This is a genomic window from Planctomycetota bacterium, assembly GCA_035574235.1.
In the GTDB taxonomy this organism is placed as follows: domain Bacteria; phylum Planctomycetota; class MHYJ01; order MHYJ01; family JACPRB01; genus DATLZA01.
In genome coordinates this window covers 1-19,401 of record DATLZA010000166.1, presented here as the reverse complement: position 1 = coordinate 19,401, position 19,401 = coordinate 1, and the positions used below count along the sequence as shown (strand labels likewise).

The window sequence follows — 19,401 nt, the reverse complement described above, 5'->3', positions numbered from 1 at the left end:
TGGGGGCGGGCGTGCTCGGGGCGGAGCTTCTCATCCTCTGGGCGCCGCGCGGCCTGGATACGCTTTACACGCCCCTTCTTTTCGCGCAGGCTTTCGCGGTGGCGGTGCTTCTCGGCGTGGGCGGGGCGATCTATCCGGCCTGGCGGGCGGCGCGCCTGTCGCCGACGGAGGCGCTCAAGTATGAATGACCTCGCCGTCCGGGCGGTGGACCTGGTCAAGCGCTATCCGGGCGACGTGCTGGCGCTGGCGGGCGTGTCGCTCGAGGTCCCGCGGGGGGCGTTCGTCTGCATCATGGGGCCGAGCGGCTCGGGGAAATCGACGCTGCTCAACCTCATCGGAGCGCTGGACGTTCCGACCGGAGGGGAAGTGTACCTCAACGGCCGGCCGCTTTCGGCGGAGCGGGATCTGGATTCGGTGAGGGCGCGGGAGGTCGGCTTCGTCTTTCAGCTTCATAATCTGATTCCGACGCTCACCGCGGTCGAAAACGTGGAGATTCCGATGATGGCCGTGGGGGTGCCCCGCCGGGAGCGGCGCCGCCGGGCCGCCGAGCTGCTCGAGGAGGCGGGGATCGCCCACCGGCGGGACTTCACGGCGGCGCGGCTTTCGGGCGGGGAGCGCCAGAGGGTGGCGATCGCCCGCGCCCTGGCGAATCGTCCGTCGCTCATTCTGGCCGACGAACCCACGGGGGACGTCGACTCCCGGACGGGGGAGCAGATTCTCGAGTGCCTCCAGGGCGCCCGGCGGCGCGCCGGAGCCACGCTCGTCGTCGTCACGCACAATCCGGAGGTGACCCGCGGATCCGACCGCACGTGGATGATGAAGGACGGGAGGCTGCTTTCATGAGGACGTACGAGCGCCGGGGATGGTTCCGTTTGACGCTGCCCGACGGATGGGAAGTGGACGAGTCGGAGGATCCTCCGGCGATCTACCGCCCGGAGGGCTCGGGAGTCCTTCACGTCACCGCCCGGGATACCCGTCCGCCCCGTCCCGGGGAAAAGATCGACGTGGAGTTCATGCTTCGGATGTTCCTCCGGCAATCGGGGACGGATCCGAAGAAATTGGCGATCCGGAAGTGGACCGAGCGCGGCGTGGAGTGGGCGGGAACGGAGTTCGAGGAAGAAGGGCCGGAGGGAGACCTTCTCCGGTGGCTCGTCTGGCTGGCGACCAACCACGACCTGATCCTTTTTCTGAGCTACGTCCGGCGGGCGGACGAGGGCGAACCGGAGCGACCCGAGGTGGAAGCGATCGTGAAAAGCCTGGAGTTCTTTTGACGCGGCGCCGCCCCGCGGGACGGTTCGATGAGGAAACGTCCCCCTCCTCAGCGCCGATCCTCGACCACGCACCGGAAGCCGAGGGTGGTCGACGTATGGTGGGGCCCCTCGTACTCCCGCATCGTGGTGGAGTTGTAGTCCTTGCCCAGGTAGCTTCCGCCGCGCACCACTTTCCCGAGAACGCCGGCGCGGTCCCCCCGCGCGCCGCTCCGGATCGTGTAGTCGTCCAGGCACCACTCGCGGACGTTGCCCACCATGTCGAAGCAGCCGTAGGGGCTCCGGCCCGGGCAGGCGCCCACGGGAGCCGTCAGCTCGAATCCGTCGAACGTCCCCGACCAGTTGCACCGCCGTTCGTTCGGCGCCCAGTCGTTGCCCCAGGGGTACGTCCGGCCGTCCGTTCCGCGGGCGGCCTTCTCCCACTCGCGCTCCGTAGGCAGGCGCTTGCCCGCCCAGGCGGCGTAGGCGTACGCGTCGTACCAGCTCACGCCCACGACGGGGTGGCGCGGATGATTGAAGGCCGCGTACTTCTCCTGTCCCCAGAAGGCGGGTTTGTGGTCCCGCGGGCCCTCCGAGGGATGGCAGCGGCTGTGGTCCCCCGTCTCGCTGACGTACTGGTAGAAGAGCGCGTACTGCTCGTTGGTGACCTCGTAGAGGTCGATGAAAAACTCCCCCGTCCGCTCCAACCGGACGTAGACCTCGCCGGGATTGGCGTCCGCGCTGCCGTACCGGAATTCCCCTTCGGGCACGCGCGCCAGGTCCAGGTCCTTCAGCGTGAAGTGGAGCGTCTTCGAGGCGCCGGCGTCGAGCGTCACGGTCCGTTCGACTCCGAGGACCCGGACGCGGTATCGGCCGGGATCCAGGCTTCTTGGGGCGACCGGAACGCGCCCCGCGGATTTTCCGTTGAGAAAAACCTCGGCGCCGCGGACGTCGCAGTCCACCGAAAGCTTGGCCGGCGGAATCTTCTGGAGGGTGGCCCGCACCGGGCGGTCGATCGGATCCCGGCTGACGACCTCGAAGGCCGCGATCTGGTCGAGATGGCCGGCCAGCGTGAAGCGCGCCTGGCGCGGCCCGGCCTCCACGGAGGGCGCGACGCAGGGCGTCACTCCCACGAACGCGCCGTCCACGTAAACGGACGCGCCGGGCGGGTCGGACTCGAAGGCCACGCGGCTCCGCAGGCGCGGCAGCGTGTAATCGCGCGAGACGGGGCCGCTCACCGTCAGGAGGCCCGCATAGGGCTCGTGGTACTTTTTCTCCAGGCGGAGCGCGTACTCGCCCGGCGCCAGGTCCAGATCGCACGGCGTCCGTCCGCGCTCGATCTCATCCACGTAGACCACCGCCTCCGGCGGCGAGGAGGCCAGGTGGACGCGCACCGTCGAGGGCGTCTCCGCCGCCGGCGGCTGTCCCTTGGGTAGAAGCGCCACGGGCCGCACGAGCTTGGCGCCTCCCTCGATCTTCTCGTAGAAGGAAAACTCCTCGTAGCCTTCCTTGGAAATCGTGAAATGGTGCAGCCCCGCCTCGAGTTCGCGGTCCAGGGGCGTGGGACCGTAGAACTCGCCGTCGATCTTCACGTCCGCCCGGGTCACCTGGGGCGTCGTGATCAGGATCCGGCCCCGCTGGCGCGTCAGGGGCAGATTCTCCAGGGAAAATCCTTTCGCACAATCGAGAAGGCCGATTTCCCGGGAGCCCTCGGTGTCCAGCACGGCGAAGTGGTGCCGGCCGTCCACGACGCGCGGGTCCAGCACGAGTTCCCGGGACACGAAAAACTCCCGACACAGGCGGACCGTGTGCCGTTCGAACCGGACGCCCTCCAGACGCAAAGGCGTCGTGCCGACCCTGCGGCCGTCGAGCCAGACCTCGGCCTCCGGAGGGACGGTGGACAGGATGAAGGGTCCCCCGAGCGCGGGCGCGCCCGCGGGCGCCGGCGCGGCGGCGCGCTCCGGACGGCGGATGCGGGCGAAGGAGAGGCCGGACGCCGCCAGGAGGCCCGCCACGAGCGCCAGGAGCGCGACATCGAGGGCCGGTCGCAGGCGGCATCGCCGAGGGTTCGCGTCCGGAGCCGGCGCATTCGGGGGCTCGGGCGCCGCCGGGACCCCGGAGCCCACGAGCTTCACGAGGAACGCCTCCTTCGCCTTTTGAAGGTCGGCGGCCATTTCGCGGGCGCTCGAGTACCTCATGTCCCGGTCGATCGAGAGCGCCTTCTTGCAGATCGCGTCGAGTTCGGGGGTGACCACCGGGTTGAGCTCGCTCGGCAGATCCATCCCGAGCGGAAGCTCCCCCGTGAGCATCTCGTAGAGAACCACGCCCAGAGAATAAAGGTCGGCCCGCGCGTCCACCGCCCGCCCGGGAACCATCTGCTCGGGCGCCATGTAGAAGAGCGTGCCGGAGAGGATCCGCATCCCGCTCGTGCGGGCGTTCTCGGACACCAGGATTTCGCTCGGACGCGGATCCGGGAAGGTTCCCAGCCCCAGGTCCGTGAGTTTCACGTAGTGGAGGAGGGCCTTGCCGCGGTTGGACACATCCACCCGCTTCTTCTCGACGAGGATGTTCTCCGGCTTGATGTCCTTGTGAACGATGCCGCGCCCGTGGGCGAAGGCCAGCGCCTCGCACACCTGGACGGCGATGTCGATCGCGTAGGGCGGCGGCAGGATCCCTTCGCTCGTCAGGAGCTGGCGGAGGTTCTTGCCCTCGACGTACTCCATGATGAAGTACGGCGGGTCGTGGCGGGTATCCAGGCCGATCGTGCGGACGATGTTCGGATGATCGAGCTCGTGCTGGAACACGGCCTCCTGGCGGAGGAAGTCCATGCTCTCGGAGCTGGTGGGGATCTTGATCGCGACGAACTTGCCCGGGATCTGGGCATGTTCGGCCTTCCAGACTTCCCCGAAGCCGCCCTGTCCGAGTTTCTCGACCAGGACGTACTCCGAAATCCGATCGCCGGGGCGGACCGTTCGAAACGCCATGGCCCCCTCCTGCCGGGCCCGGGCGCCCGGCGCGGCTCTGTTCGAATACTAACACATCCCCCGGGCGGCGCAAGCCGCCTCTTCCGGATGAAACGACGTTGACAGCGCTTCGGGAGGCAATACACTAACAAGGACGTGAAACCCCGGCGCCACTCCCGCAGCGAAGCCGCCTTCCGCCGCGCCCTCCGTGTCCTTCCGGGCGGGGTGAACTCCCCCGTGAGGGCGTATCGGGCGGTGGGAGGGATCCCGCCCTTCATCGCCTCGGCCCGGGGATCCCGGGTGGTGGACCTCGACGGCAACGAATACATCGATTACGTGGGCTCCTGGGGTCCGCTCATTCTGGGCCACGCGGCGCCCGAAATCGTCCGGGTCGTGGAACGCGCGGCCGCCCGGGGAACCTCCTACGGAGCCCCGACGGAGGGCGAAGTCGAAATGGCCGAGCTCCTCTCGGCCGCCATCCCCTCGATCGAGAAGGTCCGCCTCGTTTCGAGCGGCACCGAGGCGTGCATGAGCGCGCTGCGCCTCGCGCGGGCGTTCACGGGCCGGGACGGAATCGTCAAGTTCGAAGGATGCTACCACGGACACGCCGACGGCCTGCTCGTCAAGGCCGGCTCCGGCGCCGCCACGTTCGGGGTGCCGACGAGTCCCGGCGTGCCGCGGGACGCCGCCCGGCACACCGCGGTCCTCCCGTACAACGACCTGGAAGCCTTCCGGTCGTTCGTCCGGAAGAACGGCCGGAAGCTGGCGGCGGTGATCGTGGAGCCCGTGGCGGGAAACATGGGGGTCGTCCCGCCGGCGCCGGGATTCCTCGAGGGTCTGCGGGACGAAACGGCGCGCCGCGGCATCGTCCTCATTTTCGACGAAGTCATCACGGGATTCCGGCTGGGGTACGGGGGGGCGCAGAACCTCTTCGGGATCCGGCCGGATCTGACGTGTCTGGGCAAGATCATCGGAGGCGGGCTTCCCCTGGCGGCGTACGGCGGACGGCGCGAGATCATGGACCGGGTGGCGCCGGTGGGACCGGTCTATCAGGCGGGAACCCTCTCGGGGAATCCGCTCGCCGTGGCCGCGGGCCTGGCGCAGCTGCGCACGCTCCGGGACCGGCCGGAGATCTACGGAAACCTCGAGGACCTGGGCGCGCGCCTGGAAGCCGCGTTCCGGAAGCTCGGGGTCACCGTCAACCGCATGGGATCCATGCTGACGCCCTTTTTCACCCGCGGTCCGGTGACGGATTGGGCGAGCGCTTCGCGCGCCGACACGCGGCGCTTCGCGCGGCTCCACCGCGCGCTCCGGGAGCGGGGCATCCTCGGGCCGCCTTCCGCTTTCGAGGCGTGGTTCGTGAGCTTCGCCCACACCAAGGGGGATATCGAGTACACCGCGCGATGCCTGGCCGGCCTTCGGATGTCGTAAGCGCCGGGTACGCCCTCCTTCTGGCGGGCCTGTGCGTGCTTTTTTCGGCGCGCATCCCGGGCTGGCCCTTCTACGCCCTGGGGCACCTGGCGGTTCCGGCCCTGACGTGGGCGCTGGCCCGTTGCTCCCGCCCCGCGGCGCGCCGGATCCGCGACTTCGATCTCCTGTACGCGATCCCGGCGTTCTTCTTCATGGCCTGCGCGCTCGTGCATCGGGTCCATCCGGTGGACTACGACGCCCTGCTTATTTCCATCGACCGGGCGATCGGGGGGACGCCGGTGCTGCGCGGCATGAGCACGATCGAGACGCCGCTTCTGACGGCCCTGGCGAAATGGGCGTGGATCAGCTACTACGTCGTGGCGCTCCTGCCCGGCGTGGCGCTTTATCGAAAAGGCGACCCGGCCGCCTTCGAAGAGGCCCGGCTGGCGTATGTGCTGGCGTGGTGCGCCTCGTATCTGGGGTACTTCCTCGTTCCCGCGGAGGGGCCCGGATACCATCCGCAGGCGGTCGGCGTTCCCCAGCCCGCCTGGACCGGTCACAGCGCGGCGCTCAAGGATCTCATCTACGCGCTCGAAGGCGAGGCGCGGGACACCTTTCCGAGCGGCCACGCGGCGATCGCGACGCTGACGGTTTTTCTCTGCGCGCGGCATCGCCTTGCGGCGGCGGCGCGGGTCGCCGTGCCGCTTTCGGCAGCCATCCTGGCCTCGACCCTCTACCTGCGCTACCACTACCTGGTGGACGTTCTGGCGGGGGCGGCCCTGGGGATCGCCGCCGGAGCCGCGGCCGCGGTCTGGATCGCCCGAAGGGGCGCTGGTCCGGCGGGCGGTCTTGTGTCATACTATGAGCGCGACCGGGGGGAGGTGGAGGGCGCATGAGCGATCTCTGTTTCCCGTTCGCCTCGAGCGGCCGCATCCTCGTCGTGGACGACGACCCCGCGGACCGGATGCTCCTCCGGCGGCTGCTCGGAGCTCAGGGCTACGATGTGCGTGAGGTGGCCGACGGCGAATCCGCGCTGGCCGAGGTGGAGCGGAATCCTCCGGATCTCGTGGTCCTGGACATCCTTCTTCCCGGCGTGGACGGTTACGACATCTGCCGCCGCCTCAAGAGCGATCCCCGGACGCGGCTCATTCCGGTCATCATGATTACGGGCCTGGATCACTTCGAGGCCCGCCTGCGCGGGGTGGATCTCGGGGTGGACGACTTCCTGGTGAAGCCCTACCGGTTCGAGGAGCTGAGGGCGCGGGTGCGTTCGCTGCTGTCGCTCAAGCGCTTCACGGACGAGCTGGAGCACGCGGAGGCGGTGCTGGCCGGCATGGCGCGGGTGGTCGAGATCCGCGACGCCTACACGGGGGATCATTGCCGGCGCGTGGGCGAGTACAGCGCCCGGGTGGGAGAAGCCTTCGGTCTGGACGAGGCCGCGCGCAAGAGGCTCCGGCTCGGAGGCCTCTTCCACGACCTCGGGAAGATCGCCGTCCCGGATGCCGTGCTCCGGAAACCGGGCGCGCTCGACGACCGCGAGCTGGCGGAGATGCGACGGCATCCGATGGTGGGAGCCGACCTCTGCCGGCCGATGAAGAGTCTGGAAGGGGTCATTCCGCTCATCCGGCATCACCACGAGCGGCTCGACGGTTCGGGCTATCCGGACGGTCTGCGCGGGCAGGAGATTCCGCTGGAGGTGCGGATCCTCACGGTGTGCGACATCTATGACGCGCTCCGCACGGAGCGGCCCTACAAGCCCGCGTTCCCGCGGGAGCGATCGCTCCGGATCCTGCGGGACGAGGCGGCGCGCGCCTGGTGGGACCGGGAGGTCGTGGAAACCCTGGCGCGCCTGACCGAGGGCGAGCCCGACGGACCATGACCGGTCGGCGTCGATCTCCGGGCGCGGACTCCTTTGCTTTCCACGGCCGCCCTTCTTAGAATCCACCCCACCGGCCATGGGCAAAGTGTTCATCGAAACGTTCGGCTGCCAGATGAACGTCCTGGACAGCGAGCTCATCCTCTCGCGGCTCCAGGCGCAGGGCTGGTCCCCGGCCGACCGGCGCGAAGAAGCGGATCTCATTCTTTTCAATACCTGTTCCGTCCGCGAGCATGCCGAAGAACGGGCGCTTTCCCACGCCGGCCTCGTCCAGCGCTTGAAGGCCCGCAAGCCGGATCTCGTCGTGGGCATCGTGGGGTGCATGGCGCAGAACCGGCAGGATCGCCTCTTCGAGCAGCTTCCCCACGTCCAGCTCGTCGTCGGCCCGCGCCATTTCGGCGCCATCCCGAGGCTCGTCGAGGAGGTCCGCGCCACCGGACGCCGCCGGATCGCGGTGGCCGATTTCGACGACGAGTTCATCGACGGCGCCGAGGCCCTCCAGAGCCGCGCCAACCGCTTTCAGGCCTACGTCAAGGCGATGGAGGGATGCGACCTCTCGTGCACCTACTGCGTCGTTCCCATGACGCGCGGCCGGGAGGTCAGCCGCCCTCCCGACCGGATCGTCGAGGAGGTCCGCCGCCTGGCCGATCAGGGAACGGTCGAAGTCACGCTTCTCGGCCAGACGGTCAACTCCTACGGAAAGGGATTGCGGCCGCCCTGCGACCTGGCGGAGCTTCTCCGCCGGGTGAGCGAGGTGGAGGGCATCCGTCGCCTCCGGTTCATCACTTCGCATCCCTCGTTCGTGCGGCCGTCGCTGGTGGCGGCCTTGCGGGATCTTCCCAAGGTGTGCAAGTACCTGCACATCCCCCCGCAATCCGGCTCCAACCGGATCCTCAAGGCCATGCGGCGCGGCTATACGGTGGAGCGCTACGTCGAGATCTGCGACACGCTGCGGAGCGAGGTTCCCGGCATCGAGATCGCCGGCGACTTCATCGTGGGGTTCCCCGGCGAGACGCCCGCGGAGTTCGAAGAGACCGTGGCGCTCCTGGAGCGCATCCGTTTTCAGAATGCGTTCCTCTTCAAGTACTCTCCGCGGCCGGGCACCGACGCCGCCGCGCTTCCCGACGACGTGCCGGAGCCCGAGAAGGCGCGGCGCCATCAGGTGCTCCTCGAGGTCCAGGAGCGGATCTCCCTGCAGAAGAACCGCGCCCGCGTCGGGCAGCGCCTGGAGGTTCTCGTCGAGGGTCCCAGCAAGCGCGATCCGCGCCGCCAGACGGGCCGGACGGACACGCATCAGGTGGTGAACTTCGACGCCGGCCGGGATCTCCGGGGCCGGTTCGTGACCGTCGAAATCACGGGCGCCACGGCGCACGCGCTCTCCGGAACGCTCGCATGACGGACCGGGACGTGCGCTTCATGCGGCGGGCGCTGGAGCTGGCCGCCCGGGGCGAGGGCCGCACGGCGCCCAGCCCTCTCGTGGGCGCGGTCGTCGTCCGCGGCGGGCGCATCGTGGGGGAGGGATACTACAAGGCCTTCGGCGGGCCCCACGCGGAGGTTCACGCGCTCCGGGCCGCCGGCCCCCGGGCGCGCGGCGCGACGATGTACCTGACCCTCGAACCGTGTTCCCCGCACCCCAAGAAGACCCCCCCCTGCAGCGAGCTCGTGTCGCGGAGCGGCCTGGCGCGACTCGTGGTGGCCATGCGGGATCCGAACCCGCTCGTGGACGGACGGGGCATCGCCCGGGTCCGGCGCGCCGGCATCCGGGTGACGACCGGCGTTCTGGCGGCCGAGGCGCGCGCGCTCAACGCGCCGTACGTCAAGTTCCACACGCGGGGACTCCCCTATGTCGTGGCCAAGTGGGCCATGACGCTGGACGGCAAGATCGCCACCCGCACGGGAGATTCCCGCTGGGTTTCCGGGGAGCGTTCGCGGGCGTGGCTTCACCGCTTCCGGGATTCCTTCCAGGCCATTCTCGTGGGCGCCGGCACGCTGCTGCGGGACGACCCGATGCTCCGCGGCGCGCGCCGGCGGCCCGCCCGCATCGTGCTCGACAGCCTGGCCCGCACGCCGCCGGACGCGAACGTCGTGCGCACCGCCGGCGAGCAGCCCACCTGGCTGGCGGTTTCCCCGGCCGCCCCGGAGGGCCGCCTCCGGGAGCTTCGCCGCCGGGGCGTCCAGGTGCTTCAGCTCGACGTTCGGGACCTGCGGCTGGTCTTCGAGGCGCTGGCGCGCGAAGGGTTCCAGAAGATTCTCGTCGAGGGCGGCGGCGAGGTGCACGCCAGCCTCTTCGAGGAGGCGGGGCTCGTGGACGAGGTGTGCGTGTTCGTGGCCCCCAAAGTGGTGGGAGGACGGGAGGCCAAGACGCCCGTCGAAGGCGAGGGCCTCGACCGAATGGCCCAGGCGCTCCGGCTGGAACGGGTGGCGGTCGAGCGGATCGGGGAGGATCTTCTGGTGCGGGGGCGGGTGCGATGGTGATCCGCGCGGTTTTCTTCGACGCGGGGCACACGCTTCTGACGGCGCATCCGGATCTCGGAACCGTCTACGCGGAGACCACCGCGCGCTTCGGGGTGCGGCTGCCGCCGTCCGACTTCGCCGAGGCCTTCCGGCCCGTCTTCCGCGCCTTCGTGCGGGAATACGTGCGGGAGGGAGACGCCAGCGACGCTCAGGACTACGCCATGTGGCGCGAGATCACCCGGCGGATCCACGCGCGGCTGGAGCCTCTGCGGGAGGTTCCCTTCGAGGCCTGGTTCGAGGCGCTCTACCGGCGGTTCGGAGCGCCGGAAGTCTGGAGGCTGTACGACGACGCCGTCCCCACGCTCCGGGAGCTTCGGGCCCGGGGCTTGCGGCTGGGGATCGTGTCCAACTGGGACACGCGCCTGCGGCGGATCGCGGAGGGCCACGGGTTGGACCGTCTGGTGGATTTCCTGGTGATTTCGGCGGAGGCGGGGGCGCGCAAGCCGGATCCCCGGATCTTCCGGGAGGCCCTGGCGCGGGCGGGCGTGGCCGCGGCGGAAGCGCTCCATGTCGGGGACCTGGCGGACGAGGATGTCGAAGGAGCGCTTGCGGCGGGCCTGCGGGCGGTGCTTTTGGACCGCGAGGGGACGGCCGCGGCGGATGGGATTCCGACGATCCGGTCGCTGGCGGAGCTTCCGCGGCTCGTTTAGTCGCCTCCGAAGAGGCCCCGGATTTTTCCCCAGAGGGAGGAAGGGCGGGCGCCCTGGGGCTCGAGGTTGAGCGGCCGGCCGGCCAGGTAGTTTTCGATGTCCTCCGCCAGCGCGCGGGCGGAGGGATACCGGCGGTGTTTCTCGCGCCGCATCGCCTTCTCGATGATCGCCGCCACTTCCTCCGGGAGCTGGGGCACGTGGGAGCGGACCGGCTCGGGAGGCTGCTTGGGCAGGAGCGCCAGCACCTCGTCGGGCGTCTTGCCCGTGAAGGGGCAGTAGCCGCTGACCATTTCGTAAAGGACGGCTCCCAGGGAGTAGATGTCGCTCCGGTCGTCCACCTGCTCCATGTCCCCGATCGCCTGTTCGGGGGGCATGTAGTAGGGCGTGCCCATGATGACGCCTTTGACGTAGGCGCTGTCGCCGATGCGGGTCACCTTGGCCAGGCCGAAGTCCATGAGCCAGGGCTTGCCGTCCTTGTCCAGGATGATGTTGGCCGGCTTGATGTCGCGGTGGTAGACGCCGCGCTCGTGGGCGTACTGCACGGCCAGCGCCAGATCCCGCAGGATCTCGAGCGCCTTGCGCAGGGGCATCCCCTTGCCTTTGACGATGCGGGCCGTTTCGCGCCGGGGGGGCGCGGGCTCGCCGGCGGAGGGAATGAAGGTCGTCTGAAAGGCGCGCTCGTCCAGTCCTTCGCGCACCACGCCGTCGAGGGTGACCCCTTCGATGTACGTCATCGTGTAGTAGAAGTGGTCGTCCACGACGCCGAAGTCGAGGATGGGGACGATGTTGGGGTGCTGGAGCTCCGCGTGAGCGCGGGTCTCGTTGTAGAACCGCTTGACGTCCTCCACGTCTCCAAAGGGGGTTTTCACGCCCGCCGCGGTGTCGCTTTCATGGGGGAGGATCTTGAGCGCCACGATCTTGTTGAGGTCCTGCTGCCAGGCTTTGTAGACGATGCCGGCGCCGCCGCGGCCGATTTCCCGGATGAGGACGTACTTGCCGAAGCGCTTAGAAGCGTCGGCGGCGGCGCGGCGGACCTCTTCGGGGAGATCCACGTCGTGCTCGCGGGACGCCTCTTCGAGCGCCTCCTTGAGCGCGGTGGCCATCTTGGCCAAAAGGGGCGGCACCCGGGCGCCGCAGGCCCGGCAGGCGTACGTCTGGCCGGACGGATCCGGCTCGGGACCGCCTTCGAGCGGCGCGCCGCAGTCGGGGCAGGTGTAGAGTTCGAGGTTCTGCAGCTGCAGCGCGGTCTCGACCGCCTCGCGGTCCAGGTACCCGCGCCGGATGAGGATTTCCCCGAGGGCGGGAACGGGCTGGATCCCGAGCTCGGCCATGCGGCCCTGGAGGCGGAGGCACTCGTTGACCTGGTACTCGGTGGCCAGCCCGCGGTCCACGAGGATTTTGCCGAAGAGGGGCCCGCGGCGCCGCGGGGCGCCGGAGGAGGGGTCGGTCTCGAACGCCTGTTTCTGGAGGCGGACCAGGCGGTCCACGTCCTCCTGCCGCAGGTAGCCGCGGGAGATCAGGATCGAACCCAGGGACCGGGACGGATTGCGCTCCTGGGCCTGGAGGCAGTCGAAGAGCTGTTCTTTCGTGACCAGCCCCTCCCGAAGCGCGATCTTTCCCAGCAAGAGGTCGCCCCGGCCGGTGGACATCGAGGCGGGATTATATCGGCGGGGTTCGGCGAAATCTAGACCCGGCCGGCGCCGGCGGCGCGCCGCACGGCGGCGGCGAGCTCCTCGTCCTCCCCGTCCTGGAGCGTGCGGACGTCCAGGAGCAGGCGCTCGCGGGCGATGCGGGCGAAGACGCAGGGATCGCCGCGGCGCAGCCGCGCGGCCAGCGCTTCGAGCGAGAGGGACGCCGGGCGGATCGCCACCACGCGCGTGGGGAGCTGCCGCGTGGGCACCGACCCGCCGCCGAATTCGCTGGCGTCGTCCTGGACTTCGACCTCGAGCCCCGGGACGTCGCGGAGCCGTTCGGCCAGCGCCCGCGCGCGCCGGTCGCACTCCTCCCGGGAGAGCGCGATCATGCGCAGGGTCGGAAGCTCCCGGAAGAGCCGCTCGCGGTCGAGGTAGAGCTTGAGCGTGGCCTCGAGCGCGGTGAGCGTGAGCTTGTCCACGCGGAGGGCGCGGAAGAGCGGGTGGCGGCGGATCTGCGCGACCGCCTCGGCGCGGCCCACGATGAGTCCCGCCTGGGGACCTCCGAGGAGCTTGTCGCCGCTGAAGGTGATGACGTCGGCCCCGGCGCGGACGCTGGCCTGGACGGTGGGTTCGTCCGTCACCCCGAAGGGGGCCAGGTCGACGAAGGCGCCCGAGCCGAGATCATCCATGACCCGCAGGCCCCGGCGGCGCGCCAGCTCCACGAGCTCCTCGAGCGGGGGGAAATGGGTGAATCCCACGATGCGGTAGTTGGAGGTGTGCACGCGCAGCAGGAGGGCCGTGCGGTCCGTGAGGGCGGCTTCGTAATCGGAAAGGTAGGTCTTGTTGGTCGTTCCGACCTCGACGAGGATCGCGCCCGACTGCTTCATGACGTCCGGGATGCGGAAGGAGCCGCCGATCTCGACGAGCTGGCCGCGCGAGGTGACGACTTCCCGGTCGCGGGCCAGCGCCGCCAGGGAAAGCAGCGTGGCGCCGGCGTTGTTGTTGACGACGGTGGCGGCCTCGGCGCCCGTGATCCGGCGGATGAGCTCGACGACGGGGGTTTCGCGGATGGAGCGTTCGCCCGTGTCGCGGTCGACCTCGAGGAGGGAATAGCCCCGCTGTTCGCGGGCGATCGCCTCGAGGGCGGCCGGGGCCAGGACGGCGCGTCCGAGTCCGGTGTGGAGGATGACGCCGGTGGCGTTGAGGACGCGGCAGAGTTTCGGGGCGCGGCGCGCGGCGAGGCGTTCCCGCACGGCCGCCAGGATCGCCGGGGCGTCCACGGGCTCCTCGGCGCCCGCGCGCAGGCGGGCGCGCAGGCCGTCGAGGACTTCGTCGAGGCACGAAGCGAACAGTTCCCGACCGCTTTCGGCGATGAGCGGCTGGGCGCCGGGGTGGGCCAGAAGGACATCCACCTTCGGGATGCGGCGCAGCCGTTCGGCGGCGGATGCGGCTCCGCCGGAGCCCGGGCTGCGGCCCGTGAAGGCGGGGGCGTCGGGGTCGGCCATGAATCTCTTTCCGAGGGGCCGCGGCGGCCCGAGGACACTATAGCACGCGGGCGGGTCCGGGTCGAGTCGCGGGCGGAATCAGTCCGGGTCCTCCGAGGGCTCGTAGATCTCGACGGGCCGGTAGCCGGGGAGGCGGGACTTTTCCAGTTCCTCGCGGTAGGCGGCCAGGATCCGCGCCTCGAGGGCCTCGCGGGCGGCGGCGTTGATGGGGTGGGCGATGTCGGCGTAGAGCTTGGGTCGGCCGGCGCCGGCCTGTTCGACCCGGTCGGGCGCCAGCCGGTGGCCGCATTCGTTGCAGAACTTGGCGCGGACGTGGTTTTTGGCGGAGCATCGGGGGCAGCGGTCGGAGATCTTGCGCGAGGGCATGGCGACAAAGACTCCCCGTTGTCCCTCGATGATCTTGAGGTCGCGGATGACGAGCGCGTTGTCGAACGTAACCGAGCAGAACGCCCGCAGCTTGTCGGCGCGCTGGGACGTCAGCTTGATGCGGATCTCGGTGATCTCCACGGCTCCTCCCCCGGCCAATCGGCGAATTCCGTCACGAACGCCCCCGGCCGGTCCCGCCGGAGCCGGTCGGCCAGGCGGCGGGCCTCCGCGCGGGAGGCGCACAGCCCGTACAGGGCCGAGCCGGAACCGGTCAGGCGCACGGCGGCGAACGGCAGGCGCGCCATCCGGTCCCGCAGGCGCGCCAGCTCGGGACGCCGCGCGAACGCCGGCCCCTCCAGCCGGTTGAACAGCGCGCGCCCCAGGCGCGCCGCGTCCCCCCGGACAAGGGCGTTTAAGAAATTCATGACGTCGGGAGAGGGTTTCGTCAAGAATTCTCGAACGCGGGCGTAGACGGAGGCGGTCGAAAGCGGAAAGCCCGGCCAGAGGACGACTCCATGGAGGCGGGGGGCGCGGGCCAGCGCCACCACGCGTTCCCCGCGGCCCAGGCAGAGGGCGGGGCCTCCGGAGAGAAAAAAGGGAACGTCGCTGCCGACCTCGGCGGCGGCGCCCTCGAGGTCGGGGATCGGGCCGTAGAGGTCCTCGAGCGCCCGCAGGAAGAAGGCGGCGTCGGAACTTCCGCCGCCGAGCCCGCTTCCGGCGGGGATGCGCTTGACGAGGCGCACGCGCGCGCCCGGGAGGCGCCGCCGCCGCAGCGCGGCCCGCCAGGCGTTCTCCACGGTGTTCGGGCCGGGGAGGGACGCTCCTTCGACCTCGAGCGAGAAGCCGCGGGCCTCGCGCACTTCGAGAAGGTCTCCCCGATCCACCGGCGCCATGACGGTCAGGATCTCGTGGTAACCGTCCGGGCGGCGGCCGCGGACCTCGAGGAAGAGGTTGATCTTGGCGGGGCAGAACCGGCGGACGATCCGGGCCATGGGGGAAGGGCCGCGCGCGCCGGCCCCGGCGGGGCGGCTCAGACGATGATGTTGTCGATGAGCCGGGCTTTGCCGATGCGGACCGCCAGGGCGATGAGCGTCTTGCCCTTGATCTCCTTGACGGGTTCCAGGGTTTCGGAGTTCACGATCGCCACGTAGTCGATGCGGGTGCCCTTGACGCGGTGGATGAGGCGCTTCATCTCGGCGGCCACGCGCGCGGCCGAGCTTTCGCCCGCGGCCACCAGTTCCTCCGCCCGCCGCAGCGCGCGGTAGAGGCAGGTTGCGTCCTTGCGCTGCTTGGGCCCGAGGTAGACGTTCCGGGAACTCATCGCCAGGCCGTCCTCCTCCCGCACGGTGGGCAGGAGCCGGACCTCGACGTCCAGGTTGAGGTCGATGACGGCGCGGCGGATGATGAGGAACTGCTGGTAGTCCTTCTGGCCGAAGTAGGCGCGGTCGGGCTTGACGATGTTGAGGAGCTTCGTGACGACCGTCAGGACGCCGCGGAAGTGGCCGGGCCGGAAAGGGCCGCAGAGCTTCGACGGCAGGTCCGTCTGATCGACGTGCGTGTCGAACCCTTTCGGATACATCTCGGCGACGGAGGGGATGAAGAGGACGTCCACGCCCTCGGACTCGGCCAGGCGGGCGTCCTGCTCGAGGCGCCGGGGGTACCGGTCGTAGTCTTCGCCGGCGGAGAACTGAAGCGGGTTGACGAAGATGCTGACGATGACGGCCCGGTTGTCCCGGCGGGCCTGCCGCATGAGGGAAAGGTGTCCTTCGTGGAAGGCGCCCATGGTCGGCACGAAGCCGATCGTGAGGCCTTTCTTGCGGCATCCGGTCACGTAGTCCTGGATGTCGCGGATCGTTTCGAGGGTGCGCATCAGGCGGCCCTTTCCAAGAGCTCGCGGACGGTGCGTCCCCGCCCGGGGACCGCCCGGTCGGGGCACAGTTCGGCGAGGCCCTCCAGCACGAACCGGCGCTCGGCCAGGAAGGGATGGGGCACGACGAGCCGGGGGGTGCGGATTTCGAGATCGCCGTAGAGCAGAAGGTCGAGGTCGAGCGTCCGCGGTCCCCAGCGTTGCGCGCGCACGCGGCCGAATTCCCGCTCCAGCGCCTGGAGGCGGTCCAGGAGCGCCTCGGGCGGGAGGTCGGTTTCGATTTCGGCCACGCAGTTGAGGAAGCGCGGTTGTCCCGTCCGGCCCCACGGCTCGGTCTCGACGATCGAAGACACGCGGCGGGGCGCCAGGCGGGCCAGGGCGGCGCGGAGGGTTCCGAGACGGTCGCCGAGGTTGGATCCCAGACCGATGTAGGCGAGCACCGCCGGAGGGGTCTGGGGAAGGTCGTCGGGTTCGGCCGGCATCGTACGGACCCCTTTCTCGGGAGGAACTCAGGCCCCCGGCCGCTCGCGGGGAGGAGGGGCCAGGACGCCCGCGGGCGCCGGCCGCCGGGCCAGGCGCTTGCGCATCCCCAGGATGGGGCCCGAGGCCGCGTAGGCGAAGAAGGCCAGGAAGAGCACGAATTCCCGGAAGATGACGCCGAGCGCGGCCAGGAGGGCCAGCTCCACCAGGGTTACGAACGGGCGCCGGCCGCGGAGGAGGCGATTGATGACGTGGACATACTTGACCCGCGAAACCATCAGCACCGCCATGGCCAGCGTGAGGCCCGGCAGCGCGGGGTGGATGAGATCCACGACGGCCTGGGGCAGGACGCGCGAGGGGAGAACCGCCGCGGCCAGGACTCCGGCGGCGGCCGGGGAGGGGAGGCCGGCGAATTCGCGGTGGGAGCTTTCGTCCGGCGTGGTTTCCACCGTGAAGCGCGCCAGGCGGATGAGGGCACAGAGGGCGTAGAGGATGCAGGCCACCTGGATGGGGCGCTCCCAGAAGCCGTCGGCGCCCCGCGTGACGGCGAAAACGAGGAAACCGGGGGCCACTCCGAACGTGATCAGGTCGCAGAGGGAGTCCAGCTGCGCCCCGAAGGCGGACGCCGTGCGGGTCATGCGGGCGACGAAGCCGTCCAGGGCGTCGAAGATCATGGCCCCGAGGATGAGCCACGCGGCGCGCGTGAAGTGGCGCTCGGCCTCGGTATGAAGGCCGGTTCCGATGGCGAAGATGGCGGCCAGCCCGCAGACCCCGTTGCCCAGCGTGATCAGGGTCGGCAGGAGCGCGATCGTGCGCAGGGGCCGGGGGCGCCCCGGGCGCCGGAAAGGCCACCGCCGGCTAACGGGTTCGGGCGATGACGGTCTGTCCACCTTTCACCTTGTCGTTGATCCGGACGCGGAGTTCCGCGACGCGGTCCTTCGGGATGTAGAGCTCCGTGCGGGAGCCGAACTTGATCATGCCGAAGCGCTGGCCCCGGGCCAGCACGTCGTTGGGCTTGGCCTCGCACACGATGCGGCGGGCGATCGCCCCGGCGATCTGCTTGACGAGGACGTCTCCGACGTGGATGGCGTTGGACTCGTTGACGCGGCCGCAGTCGGGATGGCGGGCGTCGAGGAACTTTCCCGGACGGTAGCGGGTGGCCCGCACGGTTCCATCGCACGGAGAGCGGTTGACGTGGACGTCGAAGACCGAAAGGAAGATGCCGATCTTGTGGCAGGGGGCCCGGAGAAATTCGTCCTCCTGGACCTCGGAGATTTCGACGACGGTGCCGTCGGCGGGGGAGACGAGGAGGTCGGCTTCCTGGGGGATGGCGCGTTCGGGGTCCCGGAAGAAGTTCAACGTGAAAAGGAGGCCCAGGGCGGGGACGGCGGCGGCGGCGGGGTGGGCGAACCAGAGCGCCGTTCCGAGAGCCGCCCAGAGGAGCGAAAAGACGACGAGCTCCTTTCTTCCATATTTAGCAAAAAGGAAGAGCATGTCGATAACGTGTCTGAGGATAGCACCGGTCAGTTTTTCCGTCAAGTAGGGTACCGGAGGCGTATAATGACGCTGGGGCCAAGGGTTTGGAAAGAGAGGTCGGCGGGGGCGTGGGGACGCCTCCGGGGGCCTCTGTGGGGGATCGCGGTCGGGCTCCTGATGGCGGGGCTTGCGTTTCAGGCTCTGGGGGCGCGCCAGGAGACGTCCCGTCTGAGGCGCGAACGCGCGGAGCTGGCCCGCCGGATCGAAGCCCTGCGCCGGGCCAACCAGGCGCTTCGGGACGAGGTGCGCGCGCTCGAGAACGATCCGGTGTACGTCGAGTCGGTGCTTCGCGGCTGGAAGCAGGTGGCTCAGGGGGAGCGGTTGATCGACTGATCGGCGTCCCCCGGAAAGGAGGAGAGGGGAGGTGCCCGAGTCCGACAAGATCCTGTCCCAGCACGAGGTCGATGCGCTGTTGAGCGCCATCGACAGCGGTGCGGGGGAGCTTCCTTCCGAGGCGACCGCGGTTCCCTACGATTTCCGCCGTCCGGTGCGCCTGTCCGGGGAGCAGATCCGGGCCCTGGAAGCGCTGCACGAGCTCTACGCGCGAAGCCTTCAGGCGGCGCTGGCCGCCCTCCTTCGAACGCCGGTCGAGGTCAAGGTGGCCGGGGTTCACCAGGTGATTCTGCGCGATTTCGTCCAGTCCCTGCCGCGTCCCACGGTCTTTTCGGTCGTCTCCTGGAGCGGGGAGGAAAGGGCGTTTCTTTTCGAGGTCAATCCGTCGGTGGCCTGGCCGATGATCGAGCGGCTTCTGGGGTCCGCGCGGGTGGGGGCGGTTCCGCCGGACCGGCCGCTGTCGGTTCTGGAATGGAACGTGATGGAGGCGGTGCTGGGACGGGCGCTGGATCTCCTGAAGGAAGCCTGGGCGCCGACCGGGCCGGGCGAGTTCCGGGTGCTGCGGCGCGAGAGCGACCCGGCGCTGGCGGCGTTGCCGAACGCGGACGAACCGGCGGTCGGGGTGGTTCTCGAGGTGGTGATCGGGGATCGGCGGGGCTGCGTGGACGTGGGTTACCCCTTCGTGGCGATCCAGAGCCGGCTCGAGCGCCTGGTCGGGGCGCCCAAGGGGGGATCGCCGTCGCGCGCGGCGTCGCCGGAAGGGCCGGCCGAAGGCCTGGCGGGGGCGGGGCTTCGGATCGAGGTGTCTCTTCCGGCCGCTTCGATCCGCCTGCGCGACCTGCGGGATCTTCGTCCCGGGGACCTCCTGGCGACGCGCCATCCGCAGGGAGGAGCGGTCGTCGTTTCGGTGGAGGGACGTCCGAAGTTCCAGGGACGCCTGGGGCGGCTTCGGGACCGGCGGGCGGTGCGGATTGAGGCCGGGCCCGAGGCGGGCGGCGCGGAGGGCGCCGCTTCCGAGCC

The 19,401-nt window shown here is 70.0% G+C and carries 20 protein-coding genes; 11 read left to right on the top strand and 9 right to left on the bottom strand.

The window, feature by feature from the left end; genetic code table 11:
- From VNO22_15595 to VNO22_15585, 3 genes are all read left to right on the top strand, one after another.
- Positions 1 to 188, top strand: a 188-nt coding sequence (locus VNO22_15595) for an ABC transporter permease (protein HXG62792.1), incomplete at its 5' end; no start/stop codon positions are given.
- Positions 181 to 843, top strand: coding sequence for an ABC transporter ATP-binding protein (locus VNO22_15590; protein ID HXG62791.1), 663 nt, complete (start codon positions 181 to 183; stop codon positions 841 to 843). The genes VNO22_15595 and VNO22_15590, both read left to right, overlap by 8 nt.
- Positions 840 to 1,271: a hypothetical protein gene (locus VNO22_15585; protein ID HXG62790.1), complete on the top strand. Its 432-nt coding sequence runs from the start codon at positions 840 to 842 to the stop codon at positions 1,269 to 1,271. The genes VNO22_15590 and VNO22_15585 overlap by 4 nt, the downstream gene beginning before the upstream one ends.
- A gap of 47 nt (positions 1,272 to 1,318) precedes the next feature.
- On the opposite strand, the gene VNO22_15580 is transcribed toward VNO22_15585, so the two are convergent.
- Positions 1,319 to 4,231, bottom strand: a complete 2,913-nt coding sequence (locus VNO22_15580) for a bifunctional serine/threonine-protein kinase/formylglycine-generating enzyme family protein (GenBank protein HXG62789.1) — start codon at positions 4,229 to 4,231, stop codon at positions 1,319 to 1,321.
- 135 nt (positions 4,232 to 4,366) lie between these two features.
- Here VNO22_15580 and hemL point away from each other — a divergent pair, with 135 nt between their 5' ends.
- The 6 genes from hemL (at position 4,367) to VNO22_15550 (ending at position 10,660) form a co-directional block, all read left to right on the top strand.
- The gene (hemL, locus tag VNO22_15575; protein ID HXG62788.1) at positions 4,367 to 5,641 is read left to right on the top strand and encodes a glutamate-1-semialdehyde 2,1-aminomutase; all 1,275 of its coding nucleotides are present in this window, start codon (positions 4,367 to 4,369) and stop codon (positions 5,639 to 5,641) included.
- Complete coding sequence (locus tag VNO22_15570; GenBank protein HXG62787.1) at positions 5,614 to 6,516, top strand: phosphatase PAP2 family protein; 903 nt, start codon at positions 5,614 to 5,616, stop codon at positions 6,514 to 6,516. The genes hemL and VNO22_15570 overlap by 28 nt, the downstream gene beginning before the upstream one ends.
- Positions 6,513 to 7,499 (top strand): HD domain-containing phosphohydrolase, encoded by a 987-nt coding sequence (locus VNO22_15565; GenBank protein HXG62786.1) that lies wholly within the window; start codon positions 6,513 to 6,515, stop codon positions 7,497 to 7,499. Before VNO22_15570 ends, VNO22_15565 begins: the two co-directional genes overlap by 4 nt.
- Positions 7,500 to 7,575: 76 nt before the next feature.
- A complete protein-coding gene (gene miaB / locus VNO22_15560; GenBank protein ID HXG62785.1) occupies positions 7,576 to 8,892 on the top strand; it encodes a tRNA (N6-isopentenyl adenosine(37)-C2)-methylthiotransferase MiaB in 1,317 nt (438 codons plus the stop codon).
- Positions 8,889 to 9,971: a bifunctional diaminohydroxyphosphoribosylaminopyrimidine deaminase/5-amino-6-(5-phosphoribosylamino)uracil reductase RibD gene (gene ribD / locus VNO22_15555; protein ID HXG62784.1), complete on the top strand. Its 1,083-nt coding sequence runs from the start codon at positions 8,889 to 8,891 to the stop codon at positions 9,969 to 9,971. The genes miaB and ribD overlap by 4 nt, the downstream gene beginning before the upstream one ends.
- The gene (locus tag VNO22_15550; protein ID HXG62783.1) at positions 9,965 to 10,660 is read left to right on the top strand and encodes an HAD-IA family hydrolase; all 696 of its coding nucleotides are present in this window, start codon (positions 9,965 to 9,967) and stop codon (positions 10,658 to 10,660) included. Before ribD ends, VNO22_15550 begins: the two co-directional genes overlap by 7 nt.
- Here VNO22_15550 and VNO22_15545 read toward each other — a convergent pair.
- The 8 genes from VNO22_15545 to VNO22_15510 form a co-directional block, all read right to left on the bottom strand.
- Positions 10,657 to 12,309 (bottom strand): serine/threonine-protein kinase, encoded by a 1,653-nt coding sequence (locus VNO22_15545; GenBank protein ID HXG62782.1) that lies wholly within the window; start codon positions 12,307 to 12,309, stop codon positions 10,657 to 10,659. The two genes, VNO22_15550 and VNO22_15545, sit on opposite strands and share 4 nt — an antisense overlap.
- 35 nt (positions 12,310 to 12,344) lie before the next feature.
- Positions 12,345 to 13,799, bottom strand: coding sequence for an L-seryl-tRNA(Sec) selenium transferase (selA, locus tag VNO22_15540; GenBank protein ID HXG62781.1), 1,455 nt, complete (start codon positions 13,797 to 13,799; stop codon positions 12,345 to 12,347).
- A gap of 78 nt (positions 13,800 to 13,877) precedes the next feature.
- A complete protein-coding gene (locus VNO22_15535; GenBank protein HXG62780.1) occupies positions 13,878 to 14,306 on the bottom strand; it encodes a SpoVG family protein in 429 nt (142 codons plus the stop codon).
- Positions 14,276 to 15,157: a 4-(cytidine 5'-diphospho)-2-C-methyl-D-erythritol kinase gene (gene ispE, locus VNO22_15530; protein HXG62779.1), complete on the bottom strand. Its 882-nt coding sequence runs from the start codon at positions 15,155 to 15,157 to the stop codon at positions 14,276 to 14,278. The genes VNO22_15535 and ispE overlap by 31 nt, the downstream gene beginning before the upstream one ends.
- 38 nt (positions 15,158 to 15,195) lie before the next feature.
- On the bottom strand, positions 15,196 to 16,035 hold the full coding sequence (panC, locus tag VNO22_15525; GenBank protein ID HXG62778.1) for a pantoate--beta-alanine ligase: 840 nt from the start codon (positions 16,033 to 16,035) through the stop codon (positions 15,196 to 15,198).
- Positions 16,035 to 16,514, bottom strand: a complete 480-nt coding sequence (gene folK / locus VNO22_15520; protein ID HXG62777.1) for a 2-amino-4-hydroxy-6-hydroxymethyldihydropteridine diphosphokinase — start codon at positions 16,512 to 16,514, stop codon at positions 16,035 to 16,037. The genes panC and folK overlap by 1 nt, the downstream gene beginning before the upstream one ends.
- 27 nt (positions 16,515 to 16,541) lie before the next feature.
- Positions 16,542 to 17,402, bottom strand: coding sequence for a CDP-diacylglycerol--serine O-phosphatidyltransferase (gene pssA, locus VNO22_15515; GenBank protein ID HXG62776.1), 861 nt, complete (start codon positions 17,400 to 17,402; stop codon positions 16,542 to 16,544).
- Positions 17,371 to 18,006, bottom strand: a complete 636-nt coding sequence (locus VNO22_15510) for a phosphatidylserine decarboxylase family protein (GenBank protein ID HXG62775.1) — start codon at positions 18,004 to 18,006, stop codon at positions 17,371 to 17,373. Before VNO22_15510 ends, pssA begins: the two co-directional genes overlap by 32 nt.
- A 66-nt stretch (positions 18,007 to 18,072) precedes the next feature.
- On the opposite strand from VNO22_15510, the gene VNO22_15505 reads away from it, so the two are divergent.
- Positions 18,073 to 18,381, top strand: coding sequence for a septum formation initiator family protein (locus VNO22_15505; GenBank protein HXG62774.1), 309 nt, complete (start codon positions 18,073 to 18,075; stop codon positions 18,379 to 18,381).
- 31 nt (positions 18,382 to 18,412) lie between these two features.
- Positions 18,413 to 19,401 (top strand): FliM/FliN family flagellar motor switch protein (locus VNO22_15500; GenBank protein HXG62773.1); only part of this gene is annotated, 989 nt, incomplete at its 3' end.